This window comes from Chryseobacterium sp. GP-SGM7, from assembly GCF_049166575.1.
Classification (GTDB): Bacteria; Bacteroidota; Bacteroidia; order Flavobacteriales; family Weeksellaceae; genus Chryseobacterium.
The window spans coordinates 1,152,776-1,179,187 of sequence record NZ_JBMHFF010000001.1 but is presented as its reverse complement, the minus strand read 5'-3'; the positions used below and the strand labels follow the sequence as shown (position 1 = coordinate 1,179,187).

General features: G+C 33.1%; 23 protein-coding genes. 15 read left to right on the top strand and 8 right to left on the bottom strand.

The genetic code is table 11. The features are described from left to right. Positions 1-136: 136 nt before the first annotated feature. From ACOOWA_RS05185 to ACOOWA_RS05155, 7 genes are all read left to right on the top strand, one after another. Positions 137-1,378, top strand: a complete 1,242-nt coding sequence (locus ACOOWA_RS05185; RefSeq protein ID WP_421373710.1) for an efflux RND transporter periplasmic adaptor subunit — start codon at positions 137-139, stop codon at positions 1,376-1,378. Between the two features lie 42 nt (positions 1,379-1,420). Continuing rightward, the gene (locus tag ACOOWA_RS05180) at positions 1,421-1,732 is read left to right on the top strand and encodes a hypothetical protein (protein WP_421373709.1); all 312 of its coding nucleotides are present in this window, start codon (positions 1,421-1,423) and stop codon (positions 1,730-1,732) included. Continuing rightward, positions 1,729-2,193: a GIN domain-containing protein gene (locus ACOOWA_RS05175; protein ID WP_421373708.1), complete on the top strand. Its 465-nt coding sequence runs from the start codon at positions 1,729-1,731 to the stop codon at positions 2,191-2,193. Before ACOOWA_RS05180 ends, ACOOWA_RS05175 begins: the two co-directional genes overlap by 4 nt. Before the next feature lie 35 nt (positions 2,194-2,228). After that, positions 2,229-2,948 carry an ABC transporter ATP-binding protein gene (locus ACOOWA_RS05170; RefSeq protein WP_421373707.1) on the top strand — a complete coding sequence of 240 codons (720 nt, stop codon included), beginning with the start codon at positions 2,229-2,231 and terminating at the stop codon, positions 2,946-2,948. Positions 2,949-3,021: 73 nt separating this feature from the next. After that, positions 3,022-5,439 (top strand): FtsX-like permease family protein, encoded by a 2,418-nt coding sequence (locus ACOOWA_RS05165; RefSeq protein WP_421373706.1) that lies wholly within the window; start codon positions 3,022-3,024, stop codon positions 5,437-5,439. Between the two features lie 98 nt (positions 5,440-5,537). After that, complete coding sequence (locus ACOOWA_RS05160) at positions 5,538-7,976, top strand: ABC transporter permease (RefSeq protein ID WP_421373705.1); 2,439 nt, start codon at positions 5,538-5,540, stop codon at positions 7,974-7,976. A gap of 80 nt (positions 7,977-8,056) precedes the next feature. Then, the gene (locus ACOOWA_RS05155) at positions 8,057-9,352 is read left to right on the top strand and encodes a TolC family protein (RefSeq protein ID WP_421373704.1); all 1,296 of its coding nucleotides are present in this window, start codon (positions 8,057-8,059) and stop codon (positions 9,350-9,352) included. A 217-nt stretch (positions 9,353-9,569) separates the two neighbouring features. Here ACOOWA_RS05155 and ACOOWA_RS05150 read toward each other — a convergent pair whose 3' ends face one another. Next, positions 9,570-9,734 carry a hypothetical protein gene (locus tag ACOOWA_RS05150; protein ID WP_421373703.1) on the bottom strand — a complete coding sequence of 55 codons (165 nt, stop codon included), beginning with the start codon at positions 9,732-9,734 and terminating at the stop codon, positions 9,570-9,572. A gap of 707 nt (positions 9,735-10,441) precedes the next feature. On the opposite strand from ACOOWA_RS05150, the gene ACOOWA_RS05145 reads away from it, so the two are divergent. Further along, positions 10,442-12,229 (top strand): FAD/NAD(P)-binding protein, encoded by a 1,788-nt coding sequence (locus tag ACOOWA_RS05145; RefSeq protein WP_421373701.1) that lies wholly within the window; start codon positions 10,442-10,444, stop codon positions 12,227-12,229. Between the two features lie 49 nt (positions 12,230-12,278). Here the strand turns inward: ACOOWA_RS05145 and ACOOWA_RS05140 are convergent, their stop codons facing one another. Continuing rightward, a complete protein-coding gene (locus ACOOWA_RS05140; RefSeq protein ID WP_421373699.1) occupies positions 12,279-12,584 on the bottom strand; it encodes a hypothetical protein in 306 nt (101 codons plus the stop codon). Positions 12,585-12,786: 202 nt separating this feature from the next. Here ACOOWA_RS05140 and ACOOWA_RS05135 point away from each other — a divergent pair, with 202 nt between their 5' ends. Beyond that, entirely contained in the window at positions 12,787-13,917 is a 1,131-nt protein-coding gene (locus ACOOWA_RS05135; protein WP_421373697.1) for a serine hydrolase domain-containing protein, read from the top strand. A 172-nt stretch (positions 13,918-14,089) separates the two neighbouring features. On the opposite strand, the gene egtB is transcribed toward ACOOWA_RS05135, so the two are convergent. The 4 genes from egtB to ACOOWA_RS05115 form a co-directional block, all read right to left on the bottom strand. Then, on the bottom strand, positions 14,090-15,283 hold the full coding sequence (gene egtB / locus ACOOWA_RS05130; RefSeq protein WP_421373695.1) for an ergothioneine biosynthesis protein EgtB: 1,194 nt from the start codon (positions 15,281-15,283) through the stop codon (positions 14,090-14,092). Between the two features lie 16 nt (positions 15,284-15,299). Further along, positions 15,300-16,280, bottom strand: coding sequence for an L-histidine N(alpha)-methyltransferase (egtD, locus tag ACOOWA_RS05125; RefSeq protein WP_421373693.1), 981 nt, complete (start codon positions 16,278-16,280; stop codon positions 15,300-15,302). 211 nt (positions 16,281-16,491) lie between these two features. Further along, the gene (locus ACOOWA_RS05120; RefSeq protein ID WP_421373691.1) at positions 16,492-16,944 is read right to left on the bottom strand and encodes a PA2169 family four-helix-bundle protein; all 453 of its coding nucleotides are present in this window, start codon (positions 16,942-16,944) and stop codon (positions 16,492-16,494) included. Between the two features lie 128 nt (positions 16,945-17,072). Next, entirely contained in the window at positions 17,073-17,849 is a 777-nt protein-coding gene (locus ACOOWA_RS05115) for a response regulator transcription factor (protein ID WP_421373689.1), read from the bottom strand. 125 nt (positions 17,850-17,974) lie between these two features. Here ACOOWA_RS05115 and ACOOWA_RS05110 point away from each other — a divergent pair, with 125 nt between their 5' ends. After that, positions 17,975-18,535, top strand: a complete 561-nt coding sequence (locus ACOOWA_RS05110) for a sugar O-acetyltransferase (RefSeq protein ID WP_421373687.1) — start codon at positions 17,975-17,977, stop codon at positions 18,533-18,535. A gap of 18 nt (positions 18,536-18,553) precedes the next feature. Then, positions 18,554-19,210 (top strand): DUF1349 domain-containing protein, encoded by a 657-nt coding sequence (locus ACOOWA_RS05105; RefSeq protein ID WP_421373685.1) that lies wholly within the window; start codon positions 18,554-18,556, stop codon positions 19,208-19,210. 185 nt (positions 19,211-19,395) lie between these two features. Here the strand turns inward: ACOOWA_RS05105 and ACOOWA_RS05100 are convergent, their stop codons facing one another. Continuing rightward, the gene (locus ACOOWA_RS05100; protein WP_421373683.1) at positions 19,396-20,166 is read right to left on the bottom strand and encodes a glycosyltransferase family 32 protein; all 771 of its coding nucleotides are present in this window, start codon (positions 20,164-20,166) and stop codon (positions 19,396-19,398) included. A 227-nt stretch (positions 20,167-20,393) separates the two neighbouring features. Between ACOOWA_RS05100 and ACOOWA_RS05095 the strand changes: the two genes are divergently transcribed. From ACOOWA_RS05095 to ACOOWA_RS05080, 4 genes are all read left to right on the top strand, one after another. Next, positions 20,394-21,734, top strand: coding sequence for an alpha-amylase family glycosyl hydrolase (locus ACOOWA_RS05095; protein WP_421373681.1), 1,341 nt, complete (start codon positions 20,394-20,396; stop codon positions 21,732-21,734). A gap of 185 nt (positions 21,735-21,919) precedes the next feature. Then, positions 21,920-22,300 carry an RNA polymerase sigma factor gene (locus ACOOWA_RS05090; RefSeq protein ID WP_421373679.1) on the top strand — a complete coding sequence of 127 codons (381 nt, stop codon included), beginning with the start codon at positions 21,920-21,922 and terminating at the stop codon, positions 22,298-22,300. A gap of 766 nt (positions 22,301-23,066) precedes the next feature. Next, entirely contained in the window at positions 23,067-23,372 is a 306-nt protein-coding gene (locus ACOOWA_RS05085; RefSeq protein ID WP_421373678.1) for a hypothetical protein, read from the top strand. 191 nt (positions 23,373-23,563) lie between these two features. After that, complete coding sequence (locus tag ACOOWA_RS05080) at positions 23,564-25,603, top strand: ATP-binding protein (protein WP_421373677.1); 2,040 nt, start codon at positions 23,564-23,566, stop codon at positions 25,601-25,603. A gap of 462 nt (positions 25,604-26,065) precedes the next feature. On the opposite strand, the gene ACOOWA_RS05075 is transcribed toward ACOOWA_RS05080, so the two are convergent. Next, positions 26,066-26,299 (bottom strand): hypothetical protein, encoded by a 234-nt coding sequence (locus ACOOWA_RS05075; protein ID WP_421373676.1) that lies wholly within the window; start codon positions 26,297-26,299, stop codon positions 26,066-26,068. Positions 26,300-26,412: the final 113 nt, after the last annotated feature.

The following is a 26,412-nucleotide window of genomic DNA, read 5'->3' as shown; positions in this document are numbered from 1 at the left end:
CACAAAAAGTGTCCGATAATGAACAGTTTTAAAATTATAATTTTTTTTTTAATCACATTTACAGAGTGTTATAAAGTTATAAATCTCTGGTATCTGAATTGTGTAATAATCTGTATATAAACAAGTTATCATAAACATGGATACGAAAATAGTAAAAAAGAATTCTAAAATAAAATTTATATCAATCATCATTATTTCTGTTTTGGCAGTTTCAGTCTTTGGTTGGTATTTTCTTAATCAGAAAAAAACTTATAATGTAAAGGCGGAAGATATCACGATTGATGAAGTGACAAAAGGGAAATTCGAAGATATGCTGATGGTAACGGCACAGACACAATCTCTGAATTCTTCTTTGGTGAATGTTTTGGAAGGTGGAGCGGTGAAAGAAATTTTTGCAGAAGATGGGCAAATGTTGACGAAAGGACAACCTATTGCGAGAGTTTATAATCCAAATACAGAGTTTAATTATCTGAATCAGGAAACGGGAATTATGCAACAGATCAGCCAGATGAGAAGTTCGCTTTTAGAACTGAAAAATCAGAAATTTAACCAAGATAAAGAATTGTTGCAATCACAAAACGACTACAATACAGCTTTACAAAGTTTTAATCTTCAGAAAAGATTGTACGATGCGGAAATCGGAAAGAAAACAGATTATGATATTGCACTTCAGAATTTGAATTATCAAAAAGACAGAAAACAAATCGTAGAAAATGGAGCCAAAAATGAAAAAGTTTCCAGAAATTCTCAATTTTCTGCTATCAATAGCTCTATCAGTCAAATGGAAAAAAGTCTGAATATCCTTAGTTCCAACAAAAATAATTTCCTCATAATGTCGCCTGTTTCGGGAAGATTATCGTCTTTCAATATTTCATTAGGGCAAAATCTAAAAACGGGAGAAAGCATTGGAAAAATTGATTTGATGGGTGGTTATAAACTGGTTGCAAAAGTGGATGAATATTATATTAATAAATTAACAGTCGGAATCAAAGGAAGTTTAGATAACAACGGAAAAGAATATGAGGTCATCATCAGCAAAATTCTTCCCGAAGTGAAAGACGGACAGTTTTCTGTAGAACTGAATTTCATTGATGCAAAAATTGAAAATCTGAAAATAGGGATGACCTTCGGTGTGAAACTGAAATTATCTGCCGATACGCAAAGTATGATGATTCCAAAAGGAAATTTCTATAAAGATACGAACGGAAAATGGATTTTCATAGTAAAAGACAAAAGAGCTGAGAAAAGAAGCATCAATCTAGGAAGAGAAAATCCTCTGTATTATGAAGTAGTTTCCGGATTGAAACAGGGCGAAATGGTCATTACTTCAGATTATTCTGAAATGAAAAAATATGAAATGTTAAATATTCAAAAATAACACTCAGAGAGTGATAATTAAACAAAAAAACAATTTATAACAATGCAAAAACTATTATTACTTATTATAACAATGATTATCGGTCTTTTCACATCGACTAAGGTTTTGAAAGGACAAGATTTTTCAGATAAAAATTCTGTAGAAACAAAGACTTTCAATTTAGGTTCTTTTAATTCAGTGAAATCTTCTCAGGCGATTGAAGTGGAAATTGTAAAAGCTCAGGAAGACAAAGTGGTTGCGACGAGTAATTATATTTCAGAACTGAATATTGAGTTGAAAAACAATACGCTTTATGTGAATACAAACCCAATGTTTCGCTTCAAAATACTGCTACGAAAGTGGTTGTATATATGAAAGACTTAGTAAAAGCAGAGTCCGAAAATGCTTCAAATATCAGAGTTAAAAGTATTTTCAATAATAAAAATCAAACTTTTGAAACTGAAACTGCCGGAAAAATTTTCGCAGATTCCAAAGCAGAAAATGTTTACATTAATCTTAAAAATACAGGTGGATTTTCAGGAAAAATTGTTGCGAAAAATTTGAAAATAAACATTAATTCTGCAAGCAATGCAAAATTGAGAGGTTCTGCTGATAACGCGGAAATTAACGCAGACAGCGCAAGTAACTTGGATGCCAAAAATGTGAACATTAAAACAGCAAAAGTTTATGCGACTGCAACATCAACCGTAACTTTGAGCGTTTCCGAAGAACTGACTGCTGAAGCAACTTCTTTAGCTAAAATCAAGTATAAAACTTTGTCGGGAATCAAGTTTTCAGCGAAGAGAAAATCGGGTGGAAAAATAAATTCAATTTAATTCAAAATAAACTATAAATTTTAAACAATACTACAATGATAAATATTCAAAACCTTTCTAAAGTATATAAAACAGAAGATGTTCAAACCAATGCGCTTAATAATGTAAGCCTGCAAATCAAAGAAGGCGAATTTGTTGCAATAATGGGACCTTCAGGTTGTGGAAAATCGACTTTCCTTAATATTCTCGGACTCCTAGACAGTGCTTCTTCCGGTTCTTACCAATTTGAATCAACTGAAACTATCGGAACTTCTGAAAAGAAAAAATCAGACATCAGGAAGAAAAATATCGGTTTTATTTTTCAGAATTTTAATCTGATTGATGAACTCACGGTATATGAAAACATCGAATTACCCTTGATTTACAATGGCGTTTCTTCCTCGGAAAGAAAAAAAAGAGTGGAAGAAATTATGGAGAAAATAAACATTACGCACAGAGCAAAACATTATCCACAACAACTTTCCGGAGGTCAACAGCAAAGAGCAGCTGTTGCAAGAGCTTTGGTAACAAGACCAAAATTAATTCTAGCCGATGAGCCAACAGGAAACCTCGATAGTTCCAACGGCAACGAGGTAATGAATCTCCTGGCAGAACTTCACAGAGAAGGTTCTACGATTGCAATGGTAACGCACTCTTCTTATGACGCTGGTTATGCTTCCAGAATTGTGAACATGAAAGACGGCGAGATTTTCTCTGAAGAACATTCTTCCCAAAGAAAAGATGTTTTCGAAAAAGCAGATGCTAAAAACTTTTAGTAAAAACATTCATTCTCTATATCCAAACCTTCAAGGTTTTTGAAACCTTGAAGGTTTAATAAAATTCGAAACTATGTTAAAAAACTGGCTCAAAATTGCCTTCATCAATTATAAAAAAAACTGGCTTTCCACCATCATTAATTTGTTTGGTTTGACCATTGGTCTTACCGGATTTATGCTCATCCTGATGCATTGGAATGATGAGGAATCCTATGAAAGATGGAATCCCAAGAAAGATCAAATCTATGGGATTCAGAGTTATTACAAAAAAGATAACGGCTACGGAAGCAATATCTCTATTCCTATGGCCGAACGTGCTGCGAAGCTGATTCCGGAAGTGAAAGATTTTGTTCTTTTTAATTCGTCTGGAATGGGTTTCAAAATGACAGCAAAAAACAAAACGGTTTATCAGCAAGACGGAATAGCAACATCCGAACATTTCTTCAACTTTTTTCCATTCAAATTAATTTCAGGAAGTTTTAAAGACGCTCTTAAAAGCGAAAATGCAGTTGCTCTTTCTACAACTTCAGCCAAAAATATTTTTGGAAGAACTAATGTTGCCGGAGAAAGCCTGAAGTTTAATGGTAAAAATTATATTGTAACTGCCGTTTATGAATTACCAAAGGAAAACAGTCTCATAAAACCTGAATTTATCATTCTGGCTTATGAACAGATGAAAAATGATAAAGAAGCCTGGGGAAGCTTTAATTACGGATGTTTTTTTATGCTGAAAAACAATGCCGATATAGTTGCTGTACAAAATAAATTGGTTAAAGAAGTCTTTGAATATCGAGCAAAAATCAATGAGGAAGGTTCTTCTGGTGTTACCGTTGAGAAATATATGGAATTGTACGGTCCGAATAGTTGTGAACTGATACCATTAGATAAATTAAAACTCCATGCAAAAGCTTATTGGTTCGGAAATGGCGATTTTCAGACAATGATGATTTTGCTTACACTTTCTGTTTTGATAGTTGTTTTGTCTGCCATAAATTTCATTAATCTTAAAACAGCACAAGCTTCTCAACGTGCCAAAGAAATTGGGGTGAGAAAAGCGATCGGCAGTACAAAATCAAGTTTGGTTCTTCAGTTTTTAATGGAAACATTTATCATTTGTTTCGCATCATATCTTCTTTCTTTAGCTTTAACAGAACTTTTTTTACCAAGTTTTAATAAGTTTTATGGCAAAGAAATAAAAATGAACGATTGGCTTATTTATTTTTATTCTTTATCTATGGTTTTGGCAGTTACCCTGATTTCCGGATTAATTCCTGCACTGTATTTATCAAACTTCAAAACTATTGAAACTCTGAAAGGAAATTTTGCCAGAAGCAAACACGGAGTTTGGTTGAGAAATGGAATCTTGACATTGCAATTAATTATTTCTTCATTTTTCATTATAGGAGGTTTGGTTGTAAAATCACAAGTGAAACATATGATGGATAAAGACATTGGTTTTAGTGGAAAACAGATATTGTATGTTAATTTTAGCGAAAATGTAGAAAAACCCTGGCTGAAATATGAACGCCTGAAAAATGAATTAAGTAAAATTGAAGGTATTGAAAGTATTTCTTTCGGAGAAGCAGTTCCTGGAAGTGGCAGATTCAGTAATTCAAACGTAGATTTTAGAGATAAAAGTATCAATGCTCAACATGGTTCTATGGATTTTGATTATCTCCAATTTATGAATGTAAAACTAAAAAAAGGACGCTGGCTGAATCCTAATTTAGCTTCAGATACAATTGCAAATGTTATGGTAAACGAAGCTTTTGTAAAGAAATTTGGATGGACAGATGATGAAGCTTTGAAGAATGAGATTCGTCCGGGTTTTGACAGCAAACCATATCATATCGTAGGAATTGTGAACGATTTTAATATGTGGAGTCCGAAAACTGCAGTAGAACCTATTACATTTTTTCATTATAAAGAAACTACCTGGAAAAGATTTGGGGTTTACAACATTCAATTGAAATTGAAGTCTGAAGATATCGATGGGACAATAAAAAGAATCAAAACCTACTGGCAAGAAAAAGCAGAACCAGGCTATCCTTTCGATTCTTACTTTATTGATAAAAAATTTGCAGAGAGTTTTGTTAAATACCAAAAACAACAGACGCTTTTCACGATTCTTAATGCAATGGTTTTGATGGTTGCTCTACTAGGGTTATTCGCTTTATCATCATTGATGATTGAACAAAAACTGAAAGATGTCGCGATTAGAAAAACTTTGGGTGCATCAGACGGAACATTGGTTTTCGGATTGACGAAGCAATTTCTTTGGATTACTTTGACGGCGGTTCTCATCAGTATGCCAATCAGTTATTATTTGATGAATGAATGGCTGAAAGATTTTGCTTACCGAATTGATATGCCGCTTTTCCCATTTATTTTAAGCTTGATTTTATTACTGGCTTTGACATTTACCGTTGTAAGCATTAAAGCCTATCAAGCTACAAAAGTGAATCTTGTAAAATATCTGAAATACGAATGATGATGGATGTCTGATGATGGAAGCTGGAAGTTTTTCCGCACAGTAATTAAAATCAAACTTCCTGCATCCATCTTCCAACCTAAAAAAAACAAAAAACTATGTTAAAAAACTGGCTCAAAATAGCATTCGTTAACTACAGAAAAAACTGGCTTTCTACCATTGTTAATATTTTGGGATTAAGTATGGGTCTGTGTGTTTTTCTGTTAATATTTATTCATTGGCAGGACGAAAAATCATACGAACAATGGATTCCGAATAAAGAGAATATTTATCTTGTAGAAAATGCAAATGCCGATTTCGGAACTATGCTGGTTTCCAGCTACCCCGAACTTTCGGTATCTAAAGAAAAGTTTTCTGAAATTGAAGATTATACCACCGCCAATCTTTGGGCAAGTTATAAGATTCGCCTTATAGCACAAGGCAATTCTGCTTTTGTATCATCTTGCAGGGCATCAGATTCTTTTTTTGATTTTTTTCCACTTGAAAAAGTTGCAGGAAGTTTTAAGAATTCTATAAGTGATAAATCTAAAATTGTAATATCCGAGGAAACTGCCAAAACGCTTTTCGGTGACGAATACAAAAGCTGTGTCGGAAAGACCATCAGTTTTGATGAACCTGACGCAAAACCAATGGTTGTGACAGCTGTTTACAAAAATCCGGCAACAAACAGTGTTTTCAAACCCGGATTTATAATGAGAAACCAAGGTCTGGATAATGGAAGTGGTTCTAATTCACAATGGACAAATTACAGTTATGTAGGCTATTTTAAATTGAAACCCGGAACTGACATTAAAAAACTGGAGAAAAAACTTTCCGACCAGCAATCTGCCCAGGAAAAAATTGTTTCGGCAAAATTGGGCGAAAAATATGACGAAAAAAATAGTGCAAAGGTTTATTTAACTCCGATCAGCAAAATGAAACTGGACGCTAAAAGCGAAGGTGTAGAGAAAGGTGATAAAAAATCGATAATGATTCTGATGAGTTTATCAGCATTAATTTTGTTACTTTCCGGCATCAATCTTATTAATCTTAAAACAGCTCAGGCTTCCCAAAGAGCAAAAGAAGTAGGAATAAGAAAAGCCGTGGGAAGCACGAGATCAAAATTGATGTATCAATTTTTGCTGGAGACCTTTATCATTTGTTTTACCGCATATATTTTTGCTTTGGCAATGGTTGAGCTTCTGCTTCCTACTTACAACAAATTTCTTAACAAAGAAATTATACTTAATGATCCTAATTTGTTTATTTATACCGGATTATTATTAATTGTTTTTGCATTAATTTCAGGGTTGCTCCCCGCTCTTTATCTTTCGAATTTTAAACCGATCAATACATTAAAAGGTAATTTCGCAGGAAGCAAAAGCGGTGTTTGGCTGAGAAATTCTATTCTGACTTTACAGCTCATTGTCTCTTCATTTTTTATCATCTGTTCATTAATTATTCATACGCAGGTCAGTTTTATGATGAATAAAGATTTGGGATTCAAAGGTGATCAGGTAATTCAAATACAGTTTAAAAAGACCGATTGGCAAAGTAATTATAATTTTAAAAAATACATTCGTCTTAAAAATGAAATTTCTAAAATACACGGTGTTACAGATATTACAGGTTCTGTAAATTCCATAGGTTTAGGATTGGCAAATGCATCTAGCGTAAAAAACGCTTTAGACACCACAAAGTCAGTTCCCAACGTGTTGGTTGGAGGTATTGATTATAACTATTTCAAATTCTATAAGATGAAGTTTGCATCAGGAAGAGACATGGATCTTCGCTATGCTTCGGATACTATTTCCGGAGCAGTTGCCAATGAATCTTTCGTCAAAAAAATGGGCTGGAATAAAAATCAGGCTCTCGGAAAAGAAGTTTTTCCGGGTTGGGAACAAAAGAAAAAATATAAAATTATAGGTGTTCTAAAAGATTTCTACATCAACGGAGTCGATAAACCTGTAGAGCCTATGTTATTTTTTAACTATGACAGAAACTGGGCAAAAAACAATATGCAAAATCTGCAGATAAAGCTTTCCGGAAATGATATCAACGGAACTATAGAGCAAATAAAAGAATTCTGGCTTACAAAAGCAGAACCGGGTTATCCGTTTGAATATGAGTTTGTGGATAAACAGTTCGCCAAAACTTTTGCAAAATTCCAGAAGCAACAAACACTTTTCACAACTTTAAATATGGTGGTACTTTTTATTGCTCTGTTGGGATTATTCGCTTTGTCTTCCCTATTAATTGAACAAAAGTTAAAAGATGTTGCCATCAAAAAAACATTGGGAGCCGACGAAAAAACGATTGTCTGGGATTTAACCAAAAGATTTTTGCTGATCTGTATAATTGCAGTTTTAATAAGCATTCCTTTCGGATATTATGCAATGAATGAATGGCTTAAAGATTTTGCTTATCGAATTGATATGCCAATTTGGCCTTACTTTTTAAGCCTGATTTTATTGTCAATATTAACTTTTTTTGTGGTGAGCTTCAAAGCCTATCGTGCTACAAAAATCAATCTTGTGAAATATTTGAAATACGAATAATTTGGGGATTGTTGTTGGTTGTTAATTGATTGAAAACTTATCAATATAAACAACTATCAACTATAAATCAAGAACTTATTATGAAAAAACTAATCTTTATATTATTTATTAATCTTTTTTCTGCACAGAAAGTCTGGAACTTACAAGATTGCCTTAATTATGCTTCGACAAATCATCCTTTAATAAAACAGGCAACTGTAAATATTCAGAAAAATGACAGACAGATTGCTGCTTCAAAAGGAATGTTGTTGCCATCAGTGTTTGCCGGTGTGAATCACAGTTACAGTTTCGGATCATCAATTAATCAGTCAAATAATCAGCGGGAAGCTTTAAATACGCAATATGATCAGGCTTTTGCTCAGGCAAGTGCCGAATTGTTTAACTGGAAAAATTATTTGAATATTTCTTTATCAAAACTCAACAAAACAACCAATACCTACAAACTCAAACAAGCGCAAAACGAAGTAAAACTGAATGTTATTCAGACGTTTTTTGCTTATCAGAACAGCAGAAGCTGGCTGGAAGTTTTAGAAACCCAAATTTCGGGAATCGAGGAACAAATTAAACGTACCGAAAAAGAAGTTGAGACTGGAAACCGTCCTAAAAGCGACATTTATGACATTAAAGCAAACCTTGGAACGTTGCAGGAACAATGGGTTTCAGCAAAAAACCAACGGGATCTGGCAAAAATAAATTTGCTTAATGCTCTGAATATTACAGAAGATTATATTGATTTTAAAATGGAAAATGAGAATTATCTTGCTGTAGAAAATTTCAACAATTCTGAATTCACCAATCAATTAATTGAAAACAATCCGGCCTATAAAGTGGTAATTGCTGAAATTAAAGCTCAGGAAAAAAATATCGCTTTAGAAAGATCCAATTATTTTCCGACACTCAACGGAAACTACAGTTGGTCAACTTTTTATAATAAATTTTTAGGTAATACTAATCTTTCCAGTACTTCTTTTTCAGATCAATTCGGCCAAAATAAAAATCAGTCGGTTTCTTTTGGTTTAAATATTCCGGTTTTCAATAAGTTTCAGGTTAAAAATAACGTGGAAATCGCAAAACTAAATGTCATCAATTCGAATTACGATAAACAGTTGATTATTAATGATCTTACCAAATCGATCAATTCCATTAAAGCTCAATATCTGAATGCTCAGGAAAAATATAATCTTTTAGAATTAAATTTTGAAAATCAAAAACTTTCGTTTCAAAAATCTGAAGAAAAATACAAAGAAGGTCTTATGGACGCTTATACTTTTTTTATTGTGCGAAACAATTGGCTTCAGGCAAATTTCAACCTGATTAGTAGCAAAAACGATGTAATGCAGCAAGTGGAATTGCTAAAGATATTAAAAGATTTTTAAGGATATATAAAATGCAAAGTATACTAAAATTCTACATCTTCGGTAATGCATAGTTTTGCAATTGCGATTATATATTTTAAATTATGCTAAATTTAAAGCTTTATGCTATTTTTATGTGATACAGTTTAAACATAATTCTGGCTATGATATTTTTTAGCGAATATTGTAAACAAAAACAGCTGAATTTTTAACGAATTCAGCTGTTTTTGTGTGCTAACTAAAATACCTCACGGATATTTATGTTTCCTGTTGCACCTTGAGGCAGAAATACAACTTTTCTCTTAATTGTTTTTGCTTTTTCTAAAGCTTTAATTGCTTTTTGACGCTCAATTTCTCTTGTGTAATGAGAAGCAATATTCTCAGATTCTGTAGATAATTTCATAATAATAATTTTGGTTTATACAAAATCATAATCTAATTCTGTACCAACAAAAACCAATCTTGCAATCTGTGGTATTTAAAATTCAAATTCATAGCAGATGAGTTAGTTTTATAATTATTTTGCTTCAATAATTTTTTTATGGCAACAATTCTCCAATACGAGATTGATAAATCATAAAAATCCATTTTTCATTTATTGAAAACGGACTCATTATTTTTAAGAAACGATTTAATTATTTTACAGTTTTTTATGCCTTTTCAGATTCCATAAAATGATGTTCCAAAGCAGGAATAGTTTTCGATGCAATAGATTTTTTCATAAATAAATTATTGGGTTTGATAAGTGATTTCACAATTTATTCACCAGACATTTCTTTGCTAAAATTAATGATAGAGGTATAAATTATTTGAGGATTAACTCAAATATATACATCTAAAAAAAATTAAAAGTCATAATCTGATTGGTCGTTTTCAAATTACCTGTAAACTATACGGATCTTATATGGCCGGGATCATTAGATTGCAAAATTTTCTTCGAAATAATCTTTTCTGTCATATTTTTTCAAAACTAATTACATCATGATAAACTGCAGTTTTTTAATAAACAACAGCAATATGTTTATAATCATAAAAAGTTAATTATTTTATCTACATGCACTTTATTTAAGGAACATTATTTGAACTCTTACTAGTGACAATACATATTTTATGAACCCAAATAGTACACAAGATATCGCAGTGATTGGCGGAGGTCCGGCCGCACTGCTTTTTTTAAAACATATCGTAAACAGCTCTTTTCTTCCAAAAAACATCTATATTTTCGAGAGAAATAATAGACTTGGCGTTGGTATGCCTTATGGTAAATATGGATCTTGTAACGAACATGTAGCGAATGTTTCTGCTAATGAGCTGCCGGAACTTGCAGACAGTTTTGAAAATTTTATCAGAAGAAATCCCAGTAAAATCTTTAATGATTTTAAAGATGCTGAAAATATTAATCCCTACCTTGTTATTCCGAGGCTTTTGCTGGGAGATTATTTAGAAGATCAGTTTAACCAATTTCTCAGTATTGCAGAAGAAAAAGGCATCAATATAGTGGTGAAAAAAGAAACTGCTGTTAAAGATATTATCCCTAATGTAAACTCAGGTAAACAATTTAAAATTATCACAGAAAACAATGTTGATAATGAAGATTTTTCAGCAGATCGGGTTATCATCTGTACAGGTCACGTTTGGCGCAAAAAACATGAAGAAACCGTTAAAGGTTGGTACGATTCACCATATCCGCCATCAAAATTTAAAGATTCCACCAATTTTCCGATCGCTGTACGCGGCACATCTCTTACAGCAATTGACTCCGTAAAAACTTTGGCAAGACTAAATGGAAAATTCAGTGAAGATGGTGATCAATTGATTTATGAACTCGATCGTTCATCCAAAAATTTTCGTTTGGATTTATTTTCAAAAGGAGGTTTTCTTCCTGCTTTGAGATTTCATTCCGAAGACGATTCTTACTCTCTAAAATGGGCGATGTCTTTACAGGAAATTGCCAATTATAAAGAAAAACACGAAGGCTTTGTAGATCTTGATTATGTATTTGAGATCAATTTTAAATTACCTTTAAAGGAAAAAGATCCTGAATTTTATGAATCGATTAAAAATTTAAGTATTGAAAAATTCGTAGAAAAAATGATGGGTTTGCGTGAGAAAGCAGATACTTTTGATCTTTTCGAAGCAGAATATTACGAAGCAGAAAAATCAATTACCAGAAAAAAATCGATTACCTGGAAAGAAAAACTTGCAGCTTTCAGTTATGCGATGAATTATCCTGCAAAACATTTCTCTGCTGAAGATATGTTGCGCCTGAAATCTACTTTAATGCCATTGATTACGATCATTATTGCATCATTGCCACAATCATCATATAAAGAAATGATGGCTCTTCATAAAGCTGGTCTTGTTACATTAATTGAAGTTGACGAAGAAAGTACGGTAGAACCCAATATTCAGGGTGGTGCAGATTATCTTTATGCCGATAAAGATGGTAATCAGGTCAAGAAACATTATGAGATGTTTGTAGATTCTATCGGTCAGCAACAAATGAACCCTGAAGATTTACCTTTCAAAAGTTTACTGAACGAAAATCTGGTAAGTGCGGCTTATCTTCGTTTTAAAAATCAGCAAAAAGGTGAAGAATTATATATAAATGAAAATCAAAAGGTAATTAAATCTTCTGATCAGCAAAATTATTATCTGAATGTTCCCGGTTTAAATATTAATGATTATTTTCAGTCATTGGATGTGTATAATCAATCTATTGATGGTCTTTACATTATGGCAGTACCTTTTATTGGCGGACTAAATCCTGACTACTCGGGTCTCGATTTTTGTGATACTGCCGCTGAAAGAATTGTACTTGCTCTGAGCAGATCAGAATTCCCGACAATTAAGACAGAAAATCAAGATCTCAAACAGGAAGAAAAACAAATTTTATAAAAGTAAATAGCTTTCAGAATCATAAAACCAATATTGTATTCATTTTATTTTAAATTAGCTTTTCCTGAATATCATTTGAAAATGTAGGAAAAGCTAAACCTGCTTTTGCATTATTAAGTATCTCTTCAGCTTCATCATAAAAAACATTCATTGATATTTCAAAACCGTTTGTCATAAAAAAAGTAACATTTCCATCAATATTATGGCTGAGAAAATTGATATGATTTACATTCACAATAATGGGTTTTCCCAATGCTTTGGCTCCCTCAAGTGAATTGGGACGTTTCAGGTTAATGATCACAGACTGTTTTATATAAATTAAACCGTCTGAAGTTGATCGTAATTTGATATTCATAAGGCTGTAAATCTACAAATAATTACAAGAATAATTTATGACATGAATATCATTACTTTAGTGGCATATCCTTTGAATATTGATCGTTATGTTTTCATCACAAAAGAATCATTTTTACTGCCCGACTTTTGAGTTGGGTATTTTTGGATCTTAGGATTAAAATAGTATCGAATTATCTTCAAAAATAATTTTTTATTCACTTATGAAAAAAGCTATCTTAAGAATTATAGCCGGAAGTACAGCAGTCGCAGGAATAATTTATCTCTCGGGTTACGGATATATATTCAAAGCGATTGGTATCAATTTAAAGAAAGGACCAATGACGCCATCAATTGACGATGCAGACAAATTTCCTTCTAATATTATTTCTAACTCTACCCCGGAACCGTGGAAGAAAAACTTCACATATAATACAAAAAAAATTTCAGAGCAGTTTGAAGATGAGCTTAGAAAAACTAGAACATCTTCACTGATCGTTATTAAGGACAATACACTTATCCATGAACAATACTGGAAGAATCATGATGAATTTTCGTTGATGAATTCGTTCTCCATGGCAAAAGGTTTTCTTTCTATTCTGTTGGGATGTGCTATTGACGACGGTTTTTTAAGTTCTGAAGATCAATTGATTTCAACTGTTTTCCCCGAATATAAAAATACTAAGTTTGGTAAATACCTTACGTTTCGGCACTTAATGACCATGCAGGGTGGTTTTGATTGGGATGAAGAATACCGCCATCCGTTTGCCAAAAATTCTAAGCAATATTTTGTAGAAGATCTTGCAAAACAGACTTTTGAAACAGAAATAAATAAAATGCCGGGAATTTGCTATGAATATCAAAGCGTTTCAGCTCAACTCTTAGGATTAGCATTGATAAAAATTACAGGTAAAAGTCTGGCTTCATATTTTTCTGAAAAATTATGGATTCCTCTTGGGATGGAGTCAACAGCAAAATGGAGCACAGATGAAAAAGGAATAGAAAAAGCATTTTGCTGCATCCATGCAACTGCAAGAGATCTGGCAAAAATAGGACAACTAATTCTGCAAAATGGAAATTGGAACGGTAAACAACTCATCAATAAAGATTATTGCAAAAGAATGCTGAGTCCCACAAAAGAAAATGATGCTTTTTGCTATACGATTTGGGCAAATGATGATGAGGCTTCAAATGTTCGCTTTTTTTATGGATTTTTAGGTCAGTTTATAATAATCGTCCCAGACAAAAATATGGTTATCGTAAAAACAGGTTTTTATAACAAACTTGAAGTTGATGATAAAAAGAGACCTCTGCAAGTGAAAATTCTGGTGGATGAGATCAAAAACCTGTTTTGAATGACCATTTTAAAAAAAATTAAAATTCAGATACCACAAAGCTTATTTTATTTAAACCATGGCATGTCCTTTGAATAAACCGAAATAATTTTTTCATCATCACTCAAAGTAATCTTTCTATCCTCATCTTTTGTAAAGATGAGGATCTTTTATTTACAGACCCAAAAACAATTTATTTTGCCAATCTAATCCCTGTAAACTGCCACTGCAAATGTGTCGGAAAAAAATTACGGTATGTATTTCTGCTATGTTCTTCAGGTGTTGCCTCGGAAGCTCCCCTCAAAACCATTTGGTTGATCATAAATTTTCCGTTGTACTCTCCTACTGCGCCAGCTTCTTTTTTAAAGCCAGGATAAGGAAGATAGGCAGAATTTGTCCACTCCCATCTTTTGCCCCATTTGAAATGATCCGAAGCTGTTTCCCACTCTTCTTCAGTAGGTAAACGCATTCCTTTCCAGGCTGCATATGCTGAAGCTTCAAAAAAGTTGATATGGCAAAGATCTTCGTCAAGATTTATTTTCTGTAGTCCGGACCATGTATAATGCATCCATTCACCGTCAATAAAATGCCAGTATAATGGTGAGTTTGCCTGTGTTTGTTTCACCCAATCCCATCCTTCGGCATGCCAATGTCTGAAATCTTCATATCCTCCATCTGCCATAAATTCAAGATATTCTTGGTTGGTTACTAAACTTGAAGAAATTTCAAAATCATTCAGAAATACTTTGTGTCTTCCGAGTTCGTTATCAAAACAAAAACTATCTCCAAAGGATCCAATCTCATAAACACCTTCCGGAAAGCCGATCATTTCAACTTTATTTACAGGAATATTCTGATTAAGACCTTGTGGTTTATAAGGTGGAAAGAGCGGATTATGACCTAAAATATATTTTATATCTGTAAGGAGCAATTCCTGATGTTGCTGTTCATGATTTAAGCCAAGCTCAAGAATTGGTTCGATGTCATTGTTGAAAAATTCGGAGTTGAGAAAAACTTTCATATTCTCATCTACATATTCCCGATACCTGAAAATCTCAGAAACTGAAGGACGGCTTAAATTTCCACGGTCTGTACGGATTACACGCGCACCAACAGTCTCATAATAACTGTTGAAAACAAAATTATACTGCGGATCAAATACTTTATATCCAGTACAATATGGCTGCAGAATAAAGGTTTCAAAAAACCATGTAGTGTGTCCCAAATGCCATTTTGGAGGACTTACGTCTACAATGGGCTGTACAACATAATCTTCAATCTCCAGCGGTTTACAAATATCTACAGAATGATTTCTGACATCCGAATAGCGGTTAATCCAGTTGCTTTTTGAATTTTCTTTACTGATTATATCTGAGTTTAGTTCCATTAAAATTAATATTAAATTATACCTGCCAAATTGAATCTACAAACCAGTTTTTGGAATCTCTTATCTCTTTCAGAACATAATATCCTGATTCTTTCGCTAATTTATCAATATCTGAGGGTGAAAACTTTTGAGAGACCTCCATATCAATTGCCTCATTTTCTTCAAATGCAAATTCATTGTTCCCGATATGAACTTTTTGTTCCGTCATACTTACAAGGTAACTTTTGCAGGCTCCGGTAAGCGGATCGTAGGTTTGATAATGCTGAAACTGCAGGACATCAAAATCTGCTTCAAGTTCTCTGTTGATTCTTACCAAAAGATTCAGATTGAATTGTGCAGTGATTCCGGCATCATCGTTATAAGCATCTAATATTATCTGCGGATGTTTCATCAGATCAAAACCCATGAGAACAAGATCACCCGGATTGAGTTTTCGTCTGAGCTCACGGCAGAAATGGGAAGATTCCTCTTTATCCATATTTCCTATATTTCCACCCAGAAAAAGTACGACTTTTCTTCGGGTAGAAATTTCTGTGGCTTTATTAAGCATATCAAAATATTCTCCCTCCAGTGGAATAATAGATAAATCCGGAACTTTCTGAGAAAGCTTGTCATTTAGAACTGAAAGTATGTTTCCTGAAATATCGATTGGCATATAATTGAACTCTACACCATTCTGAACGAGATATTCTATAAGAAATGATGATTTCATTGCATCACCGGCTCCGAGTTCTATAAGATCAAATGGTGAGTTGTTGATTATTATATTATCAGCAATTTCCTTTGTTTTATTCTGGAAAATATCCAGCTCACATTTTGTAAGATAATATTCCGGCATCTGCATTATTTTTTGAAAAATCTGATCACCGGTTTTATCGTAGAAATATTTGGAAGATAATTTTTTGGGATGGCTGTTTAATCCTTTTAAGACTTCTGTGCGAAAATCACTGATGGCACTATTTTCTGTGTGAAATTCAGTACTGAGCGGCAAATTCATGGTAGCTATTTTTTTGATATATAATGAACTGCAACTATCTTGCCGCCATTTATAATTTTTATCTTGATCTTACTTTGTTAATCATGAAATGATGTATTTCCCAATTTCTTATTAATGTTCTAATTTAATTACAGGAAACTGATTAATTAAAAATTAAAAAAAACCTACTGAATAGATATTCAATAGGTTTTCATAATTTTCTGTGATTTATCTAATCATTCAGATTTTCCAGATTTTCGAATTTTTTGTAAGATGATTTTATCTTTTCGTGCTGATCGGCAACCACCACCGTACTCTGCGGACAAAGATTATCACTCTGTAATGCTTCCTGATATGCATTAATCGCTGCTTTTTCACCAAATACAACATTTTCAAGTGTTGATTCTGCATGGTTGCCCGCAAAAGAATTTTTAACATCAATCCATGTTCGGTGCAATGCTCCTGCAACAGTAGTCGTATCATCTACCTTTCCGCCGCGCTCATTAATCAAATCTATAAGATCTGCTCTCATTATTTTGGCTTCCCTCATCATTTGGTCATAGTCTACTTTCAAGTTGGCGTAAGAGTCCCAAACTTTTTCTTCTACTTTCCCGAATCCCTGAATTCTGTCGTTGGTAATGTTTAATAAATCATTCAGTGTAGATACTATTTTGCTGTTGTCCATAATAATATATTGTTTAGTGTACCCAACATGTTGCAAGTGCTGTACCATAAATTATTTAAGAGATATAATAAAGTTGAACTTATAGCGGTATTAAAATTAAGAGAATCAAAAACTCACAAAAATAATTTTTAAATCCATCTCATTTTAATTGCTAATGAACAGGCTTCTGTCGTATTTACTACTCTTAGTTTTTCAAGTATATTTTGGCGATGACGGTTAACAGTATTGATGCTTATATAGAGTTTGTCGGCAATTTCTTTGCTTATTTTTCCTTTCTGGATGAGTAATAAAATTTCTTTTTCACGCGCGGTGAGCATATTGCTGTTGCTCTCGTCGGTCTGCTGAATGATTGATCCATCTGCAGTATTTACAATAATTCCATGCAAAAAAGATACATTCATAAAATCAAAATAATACAGGCAGAGTGCTAATTGTACATTTTCATCACCTTCATTTTTGAAATAAAACATTTTATGAATCAGCGCCTGATCATCTTTTCCTTCAATTCGCAGTCTGCTGAGAACATAATAATCTTTCTGTTGATCTGCAGGAATAGTTTTGATAAACTGAAAAAATTGCAGCTCAAAGACATGCTTTTGCAACACGTCATAAGAATTTAGCTTTGAAAAAAGTTCTTCTTCCCATATACTTTCAATCTCATCTTGATCTTTATTTTGAAAAACATTGATTTTCTCTGCCAATTTACCTTTATAAATATAACTTTTATTGTACCGAAGATCACTCAGGATAGCAATACCATTTTTCAGATCAACAAAATCTTTTGCCAGTTGTTGGCATTTTTGAAGCAGTGTATTTTTACTTTCAGATAAATCTTTAAATTTCTGATTTAATAATTTCTCTTCCAATTGAGACTGAAATGCAATATTCTTTTCAGGGTCTTTCACAATACAATTTTTTTAAATCTACATTTTACATTTCTGTCTCTGAAGAAATTCAGAATGGTTATAATTCAGCATTGACAGACATTGACTAAGCTTCTACTTTTGCTTCACAATAAAGTAAAAATACAATGATTTATCATAACGAAAAAGAAAAAATGCTTGCCGGCAAACTGTACAACGCAAATGATGAAAATTTAATCATTGAAAGACAGGAAGTTAAAGATCTCTGTTTTCAATATAACCATCTGTTACCTTCAAAAATAGCAGAAAGGAAAGATTTAATAAAAAAACTGTTTCATAAAACCGGTGAAAATTTTCATATCGAGCAACCTTTTTATTGTGATTACGGTTACAATATCGAGATTGGAGAAAATTTTTACAGCAATATGAATGTCGTTATTTTAGATTGTGCAAAAGTAACCTTCGGTAATAATGTTCTTATTGCACCCAACTGCGGATTTTACACAGCCGGACATCCCTTTGATATCGAACAAAGAAACAATGCTCTGGAATATGCTCACCCTATCAAAGTAGGAAATAATGTCTGGATTGGTGCCGGATGCAGCATTTTACCCGGTGTAACCATAGGAGATAATACGGTAATCGGTGCCGGAAGTGTGGTTACAAAAGATATTCCGCCAAATGTATTGGCATTGGGAAACCCGTGTCGTGTTATTCGAAATATTTAAAAATAATTTAAGTACATAATGAAAAATATTTTAGCCTCTGTATTTTTTATTTTTTCTCTATTCCAGGAATTAAAAGCACAATCTCTTGAAAAAATGACATGGTTTAACGAACCTCAAAAATGGGATATTAAAGATAAAAAACTCACAATGTCTGTAACGCCTCAAAGTGATTATTGGAGAATATCACATTATGGTTTTACCGTAGATGACGCACCGTTTTATTACACAAATTACGGCGGTGAGTTTGAAACAAAAGTGAAGATTTCGGGAGATTATAAGGCGAGGTTTGATCAGGCCGGATTGATGCTGAGAATCGACGCTGAAAATTACATTAAAGCCGGGATAGAATTTGTTGACGGTAAATATAATCTAATTACGGTAGTAACCCATACAACAAGTGACTGGAGCGTAATCGTTCTTGATAAAACACCACCCTTTGTATGGATAAAAGCCATTCGCAGATTAGATGCCGTAGAAATATTTTACTCTTTTGACGATAAAGATTATATCATGATGAGAAACGCCTATTTTAAAGATAATACGCCTGTAATGATAGGGTTTATGGCTGCAAGTCCTGATGGAAATGGATTTAATGCCACATTCGAAAATTTTTCGGTAAAACATCTTCCTGATCAACGTCGCTTGGAATGGTTGAAAAAGAATGTCAACAAATAATTCTTAAAATGTAAAATAAACTGGCAAAGTTCGAGATCCAAATTTAGCGCATCAACAATTTTTAAAACATTTAAAGAAAATATTAAACAATTTTCCCTTAAAAACCTTGATCTTAAACTCTGATTCTAAAAAAACTCCAATACGTTTGTAGTGGAGTTTTGTATGAATTCTGTTAACTGTCACAATTAATTTTCCAAATATTTTTTTATCTGTTCTTTGGGGATGAGATCCAGTATTTTTGCAACGTCAATAATTTTATGTTCGTTTATAATATTTTGAACTGCTTTTTCAGAATTTTTTTCCGTAGTAAGTCTTTCTAAAAGTCCATAGATGTTAACCATTGTTTTATGCGTGTTTTCTTCATCGCCTCCAAACCAGGATCCGTTGAAATGGTGACTTACATAGTTTTTTGGCAGATCCTGTGAGAAATAAACTGAAGGATAAAGAGTGACATCATGTTTAAGCTTTTGGATCTTATCTGAAAAACGGTTGGCTCCGTAATCTTTTTCCAGCATTTCAGAAAAAATATCGGTATTTATCCTTTCTTCAAAACCTTTCTGTTTATTGTAATATTCAACAAAATCTTTCGAAAGCTGATGTCCCGGTTCGGCCATCCAAAAGGCGGAATATGGCACCCCTTTTACTTCAAAACCACATACCGCTTTTTCGTTGAGAAATTCATCCAAAGGAAGTTTCAGTTCCATATCGGTATCCATGTATATGCCGCCGTGATCCAGCATCACTTTTGAACGTACATAATCTGATACAAATGCCCATTTTCCTTGCTCAAAAGCTTCTTTTACATAATTATTATCTTTAATGGGAGCATTTTTTTCATTCCATTCTATAATTTCGAAATCAGGATGAATTTTTTTCCAGGTCTCAAAACAATGTTTTGCCAATTCGTCTTTTTCTTTACCGCCAAACCAGCAGTAATGTATTTTTTTTGGTATCATATATAATATTTTTGGTGTTGCATTTAGAACAATGATCATTTATTTACAAAAATTAAACCTAAATATTTATTTTTCATTTAAATCATTTATTTTTCTTAAAAAAATTCATGTAAAAGTTTCTATAGCTTATAAATTTACATTCAGGAAACTCTTCTTATAAAATCACAATAAATGGTACAATTATTTCTAACTCATCCATATTCTCAGCTAATTTAATTCTACCATGTATGGCAAAACGAACCGATGCACGCTACGACCCCAAAAAATATGTTCAAATTACCACACCGGAATGGGTGAAAAATGCAACTCTTTACGAGCTCAATATCCGTCAGTTTTCAAAAGAGGGAAATTTTGTGGCCGTTAAAAAGCAGATTCCAAGATTAAAAAAGATGGGTATCGATATTATCTGGCTCATGCCGATTCATCCCATTGGTGAGGTTCATCGTAAAGGAACACTTGGAAGTTATTATTCCGTAAAAGATTATTATGCAATTAATCCTGAATTTGGAACTGAAGATGATTTCAGAGAATTAGTAAAAGCAGTTCATAATGAAGGAATGTATGTTATCATCGATTGGGTAGCGAATCATACAAGCTGGGATAATGAATTGGTAGAAAAACATCCCGATTGGTACATGAAATCAAGAAAAAATACATTTCAATCTACCCGATGGAGAGATTATGATGATATTATAGAATTTGATTATAAAAATTCTGATCTACGAAAATATATGACAGAAGCCCTGAAATACTGGATAAAAGAATTTGATATTGATGGTTACCGCTGCGATATTGCAAGCTTTGTACCCATTGATTTTTGGGAGAATGCTCGGAAAGAATTAGATTCTATCAAGCCTGTCTTTATGCTTGCAGAAGCAGATGATAAAGAGCTTCACCGGAAAGCATTTGATTCAACGTACAATTGGAATCTTTGGAATATTCTCCACCTTATTGCAACACAGAACTTAAGTGTAAAAACATTAACGGAAGCTTATTTGGCAGAACATGTATCAATTTTCCCAAAAGACGGAATCCGTATGAATTTTGTGGACAATCACGACAAAAATTCATGGGAAGGCAATCAATTCAGCAACTTTGGCGTTGCTCTAAAAGCGGTTATTGTCTTTAATGTGATGATGGATGGAATACCTCTTGTTTACAGCGGCCAGGAAGCAGGGCTAGACCGATCGCTGGAATTTTTTGAAAAAGATCCTATTGACTGGATAAAACATGAAAATGAAAAACTTTATACCCAACTTTTTACACTGAAACATAAAAATCAGGCATTATGGAACGGGCGTTTCGGCGGAGAAATGGTAAGAATAATGAATGATAAAATGGATCAGGTAATTTCTTTTGTGCGAGAAAAAAATGGTGACAAAGTTTTAACGGTTATTAATCTATCAGACAGTCATCTCATCGTACAACTGGACACATCATTTGATCAGGGAGTTTATAAAAATTTATTTACCGGTAAAAAAAGAGATGTCGGCTCTACAATGATTGTAACACTTGATGAATGGCAATATACTGTATTGTATCTCATGGGAAATAATAATGCCGACTAGCATTCAAAATTTTAAAGAAATACCAATAACATCTAATAGTTTCACAGTTTTTTATAATCATTCATATCTATAATATAACTTTAGCACACCTTTTGATATGCCTTACATAGCAGCAAAGATAAAATGATTGAGAAGATGCGACTGTAAGTTATTCAAATTTTATAATTATTGTATCATACTCAATTATGAACACCGAGCAAATAAAATATTCAGACCAGGACCTATTTCTTTTCGTCAAAACGGAGCGAATAGAATATTTTGATTACATATATGAAAACTACAGTCCGATTCTGTATGGATTTTTGCTGAATTCAGCTCTTTCAGAAAAAAATTCATCAGACATATTACAGCAGACTTTTGTTAAATTATGGACTTTAAAAACTGAAGAGATATCTCCGGGAAGCAATTTCTTATGCTATCTTATAAAAATTTTAATGGATACAATTAAAGATTATCTACAAACCAACAACAGAAAATTTACCATTAATTTAAAGAACAGTTCATCAATTTCTATTGAATTTACAGACATTCTCCAGCCACAAACCGTTAAGCATTGCAGTGCCTAAAAATATTTCCGGATAAATCTTAAGAATACTTAAAAAGACTTTTTCACAAATCTAAGTGATAACAAATACACTTCTTTAATTTTCATATAACTTTGATATTCAATCATTTTAATTACAAATTAAAATATTTTCATTACAAATAACGGAAAATCTTTTAGAGTAATTTATGATGCATATTTATGATTGATAATAACTCAGTTTTAAGAGTTTGTTTGTCGTTCCGGAGGAATCTAAACCATTTTAAATAAAGCAGTTTAGATTCCTCCGGAAATCGAAGATTCGACGAAGTCAATGATAAGATGACTGCTGATTTTAGCGTTATTATTGAAAAGGGATTTTGCAGAGGGAAATTTAAAAGTGTTAAAATTCATAATACAATTAAAAAAAGAATGCTTCAAATTTTATTTTTATGAAAAGAAGATTTATGATATTTGAGTTCAAGCCTCAACACGAATAATGAGTAAAATATGAGTGAGAAAGCAAGAAATAGAAGCTTTGCTCTCAATAAAATTCATATAATAGATTACTAAAAATACTGATGAGTATTTCTATTTTAGGATTCAGCTTTCACACTATTTAATAAATCAGTATCAGATGACGTTCTCAATAAAAATTTTTCTTTTCAAATAACGTTTTAAAGCCCAAAACTTAACTCTTACATATTTCATGACGAATTTTTTTAATGTAATATTGCTTTACAAATAATATACCACATTACTTTTTTAGTTTAATATTTTGTATTATAATCCTGTTTAAAACTTAATTCATGAAAAAAAATATACATTTCAAAGCTTTAATCAATTATTACAGTATTGAAAATGGCGGACTGACTAGTCCCATATCTTCAGGTTATAGATCATCTGTGAAATTTCCTTTTGAGCTCACACCGTATATTGCAGTTCAGGAATTTCACCATTCAGAGCTCATCTTTCCGGGAGATTCCGCTGTCATTGAAGTAACTTTGATCGGTGCTGAAAAATTCCTCGAAAAATTATATAACGGAATGGATTTTGAACTCGAAGATAACTCCGGAAACATTGCAAATGGAGTAATTACTGAGCTTTATTTTTAATACAATACTTTGATGCTTCTACAAAATGTTATGAGCATTCGCAAAAAACCTAATTTTGTACACTAAATTCCTGAATTTATTACAGGTTAGTTTTCAATATTAGAATTGTCTGAGTATTGTTTATTTACTAGTGAGTCTTGATATTTTGTACCTTTGTTAATTCAACTAATGATAATTACTTACGATATATAATGGCTGATAATAATTCTTCGGATGAACAAAATAGGCTGAAAGCTCTTTATTCTTACGATATACTTGATACCGCTACAGAAAAAGATTTTGATGAACTTACAGAATTGGCTGCTGCCATCTGTGATACTCCTATTTCGCTGATCAGCTTTGTAGATAAAGATAGACAATGGTTTAAATCTCATTACGGTCTTGATGCTCGCCAAACCGACAGATGTTATTCTTTCTGTTCTCATGCTATACAAAATCCAGATCAATTAATGCAGGTTGAAGATGCCCAAAATGATATTCGTTTTCAAGATAATCCACTTGTTACAGGCAGTCCTGAAATTCGCTTCTACGCAGGAATTCCGCTACTGGATAAAGATGGATATGCTCTGGGATCTCTCTGTGTAATCGATCAGAAGCCTAAACTTTTAAACGAAACACAACAAAAGGCGCTTCGCACAATTTCACATCAGGTTATTGATAAACTGCTGTTGCGAAAAAATAACAATGATTTGATATTATCCAATCACAGTCTTACAAAAGCTAATAATAATTTGATAGAAGCAGAAGAAAGACTTAAAAAAGCCGTTACAGACTTAACAGAAAGTAAAGAAAGGATTCAGAATATACTGGATATAGTAGGAGAAGGCATCGGAATTGCAGATCAAAAAGGAAATATTATCTACAACAACAGACGTAATCGGGAAATTTTTCAGCTGGATGAAAAAAGCGTCTCTACTTTATCGAATATTTCTCCGGAATGGAATAACAGAAGGCTCGACGGATCACAACTTCCTGCCGAAGAGCATCCTATAACTATTGCTTTAACAACCGGAATCCCAGTGCTTGATCGTGAATTTTTAATCAGTGATCAGCCAGGCAATTTTAAATGCCTTCGAATGAATGCGATGCCAATAAAAGACGGTAATGGAAATGTGAGCGGAGCCATCGGAAGCTTTGCCGATATAACAGAGAGTTATCAGCTTCAGGAAAACCTTAAAGAAAGTGAACAAAGCCTTAGATCTGCTATATCTTCTGCTAATTTGGGTACTTGGCGCATACAGGTGCAGAACATGGAATTATTTCCATCTCCCAGAATGAAAGAATTGTTTGGTTTTTATAATGATGAGCCAATGTCTTTTAATGCTGCCATTGATCAGATTGCCGAGTCTCACCGTCAATTAGTAATTGATACAATAGACTCAGCGATTTCTAAAGACGAGCCGCATGAACTAGAATATCCCATTGTAGGTTACCGCGATAAAAAACTTCGGTGGCTGCGTGCTACCTTTCAAATTTATAAAGATCAAAAAAATCTGAATTTTTCATATTTATCCGGAACTGTTGCAGATATTACTGAAAAAAAACTAGATGAGCAACGCCGTACAGATTTTGTAGGAATGGTAAGCCACGAATTGCGTAATCCTTTAGCAGCTATTAAAGGATATGTCTACATTCTTAATAGATCTGCACACAAAAATAACGATCTACTCTTAGCTGAAAATATGTCTAAAGTTGATAATCAGGTAAAGCGGATGGAAAATTTAATTAATGGTTTTCTTGATGTAGCCCATTTGGGTGAAGGAAAAATCCGCCTTGAAAAAAACAGCTTTGATATAGCCAGATTATTCAAAAGAACTGAAGAAGAATTTCTGGCCGCTATTACTTCTCATCGGGTCATTTTCGCACCACTAGAATCTGTTCCTATAGAGGCTGATCAGGATAAAATAGAGCAGGTTTTGGTGAACTTTATAAACAATGCAATAAAATATTCACCTACAGATACTGTAATCAAGGTAATTTGTCATATTAAAGATGGCTGGCTCAAAGTCTCAGTAAAAGACCAGGGTATGGGAATTCCGCTAAAAGATCAGTCATTTATTTTTGATCGATTTTACAGGGTGGAAAATGAAGCCACGAAAAATAAAAAAGGTTTTGGAATGGGCTTGTACATTTGTAAAGAAATCATTGAAAGGCATAACGGACAAATCGGAGTGGAAAGTGCCGAAGGAGAAGGCAGCACATTCTGGTTTAGCTTGCCCTTATCGGTTTAAATCATATTAAATTAAATCTCTGAAGATTGCGATAAGAATTTTACTTTTTAAATTATCAAAACTTTTTGCTTAATCCCTAAGTTTTACATTGATCCTTTATTTTGATTTTTTTGGTAATATGGTCAAAAATAGTTGGTATTTTTGCCAAAAATAATTCGTTATACTTGACGGTTGATTGAAAGAGGAAGTAAACAATGCTGAGGCTCAACTTACCCGCAATACAATCACCGCTGTAAATAATAGTTTAGAGGATGGCTTTTGCGATGCGTTTTGGAACAAGAAGCAGTGTTTTACCTATCACAATATCCAGATTATTGGAGATTGGCACGCAGAATCTACCATATTGCATGTTGCTTCATACAAAGCGACTATATTGAAGACATTAAGATAGGTTTTCTGGAATTTAATGTATTTTTCTTCTGCTGATCCGCTGATCAATGATTAGATTCTACGCTGACTCGCCTACAAAGCTTCTTCGAATAAATTTAATGCAGGAATTGTAGATATTAAGCTTTGCCAGGAATCTTTCTTCCAAAGAATCACCGAACTTTTTGCAAGTGCTTCAATGTTATATTCTGATGGCGTTCCGTTGTTATAGCTTTCCTGATCTGTCATCCACCAGTTTTCAATTCCAAAACGCATCGTATGATCAGTACCATCCTCACCAAAGCGGTATAATCTGCAACATCCACACATGATAAAACAGTTGTAGTTCCAAACCTCACCATCGTGGAGAAGAGATTGGATTTACGCAAGTTACGTTCTAATCATGCCTCGCAGATCATTTCAAATTCTTCATCGGAAATTTC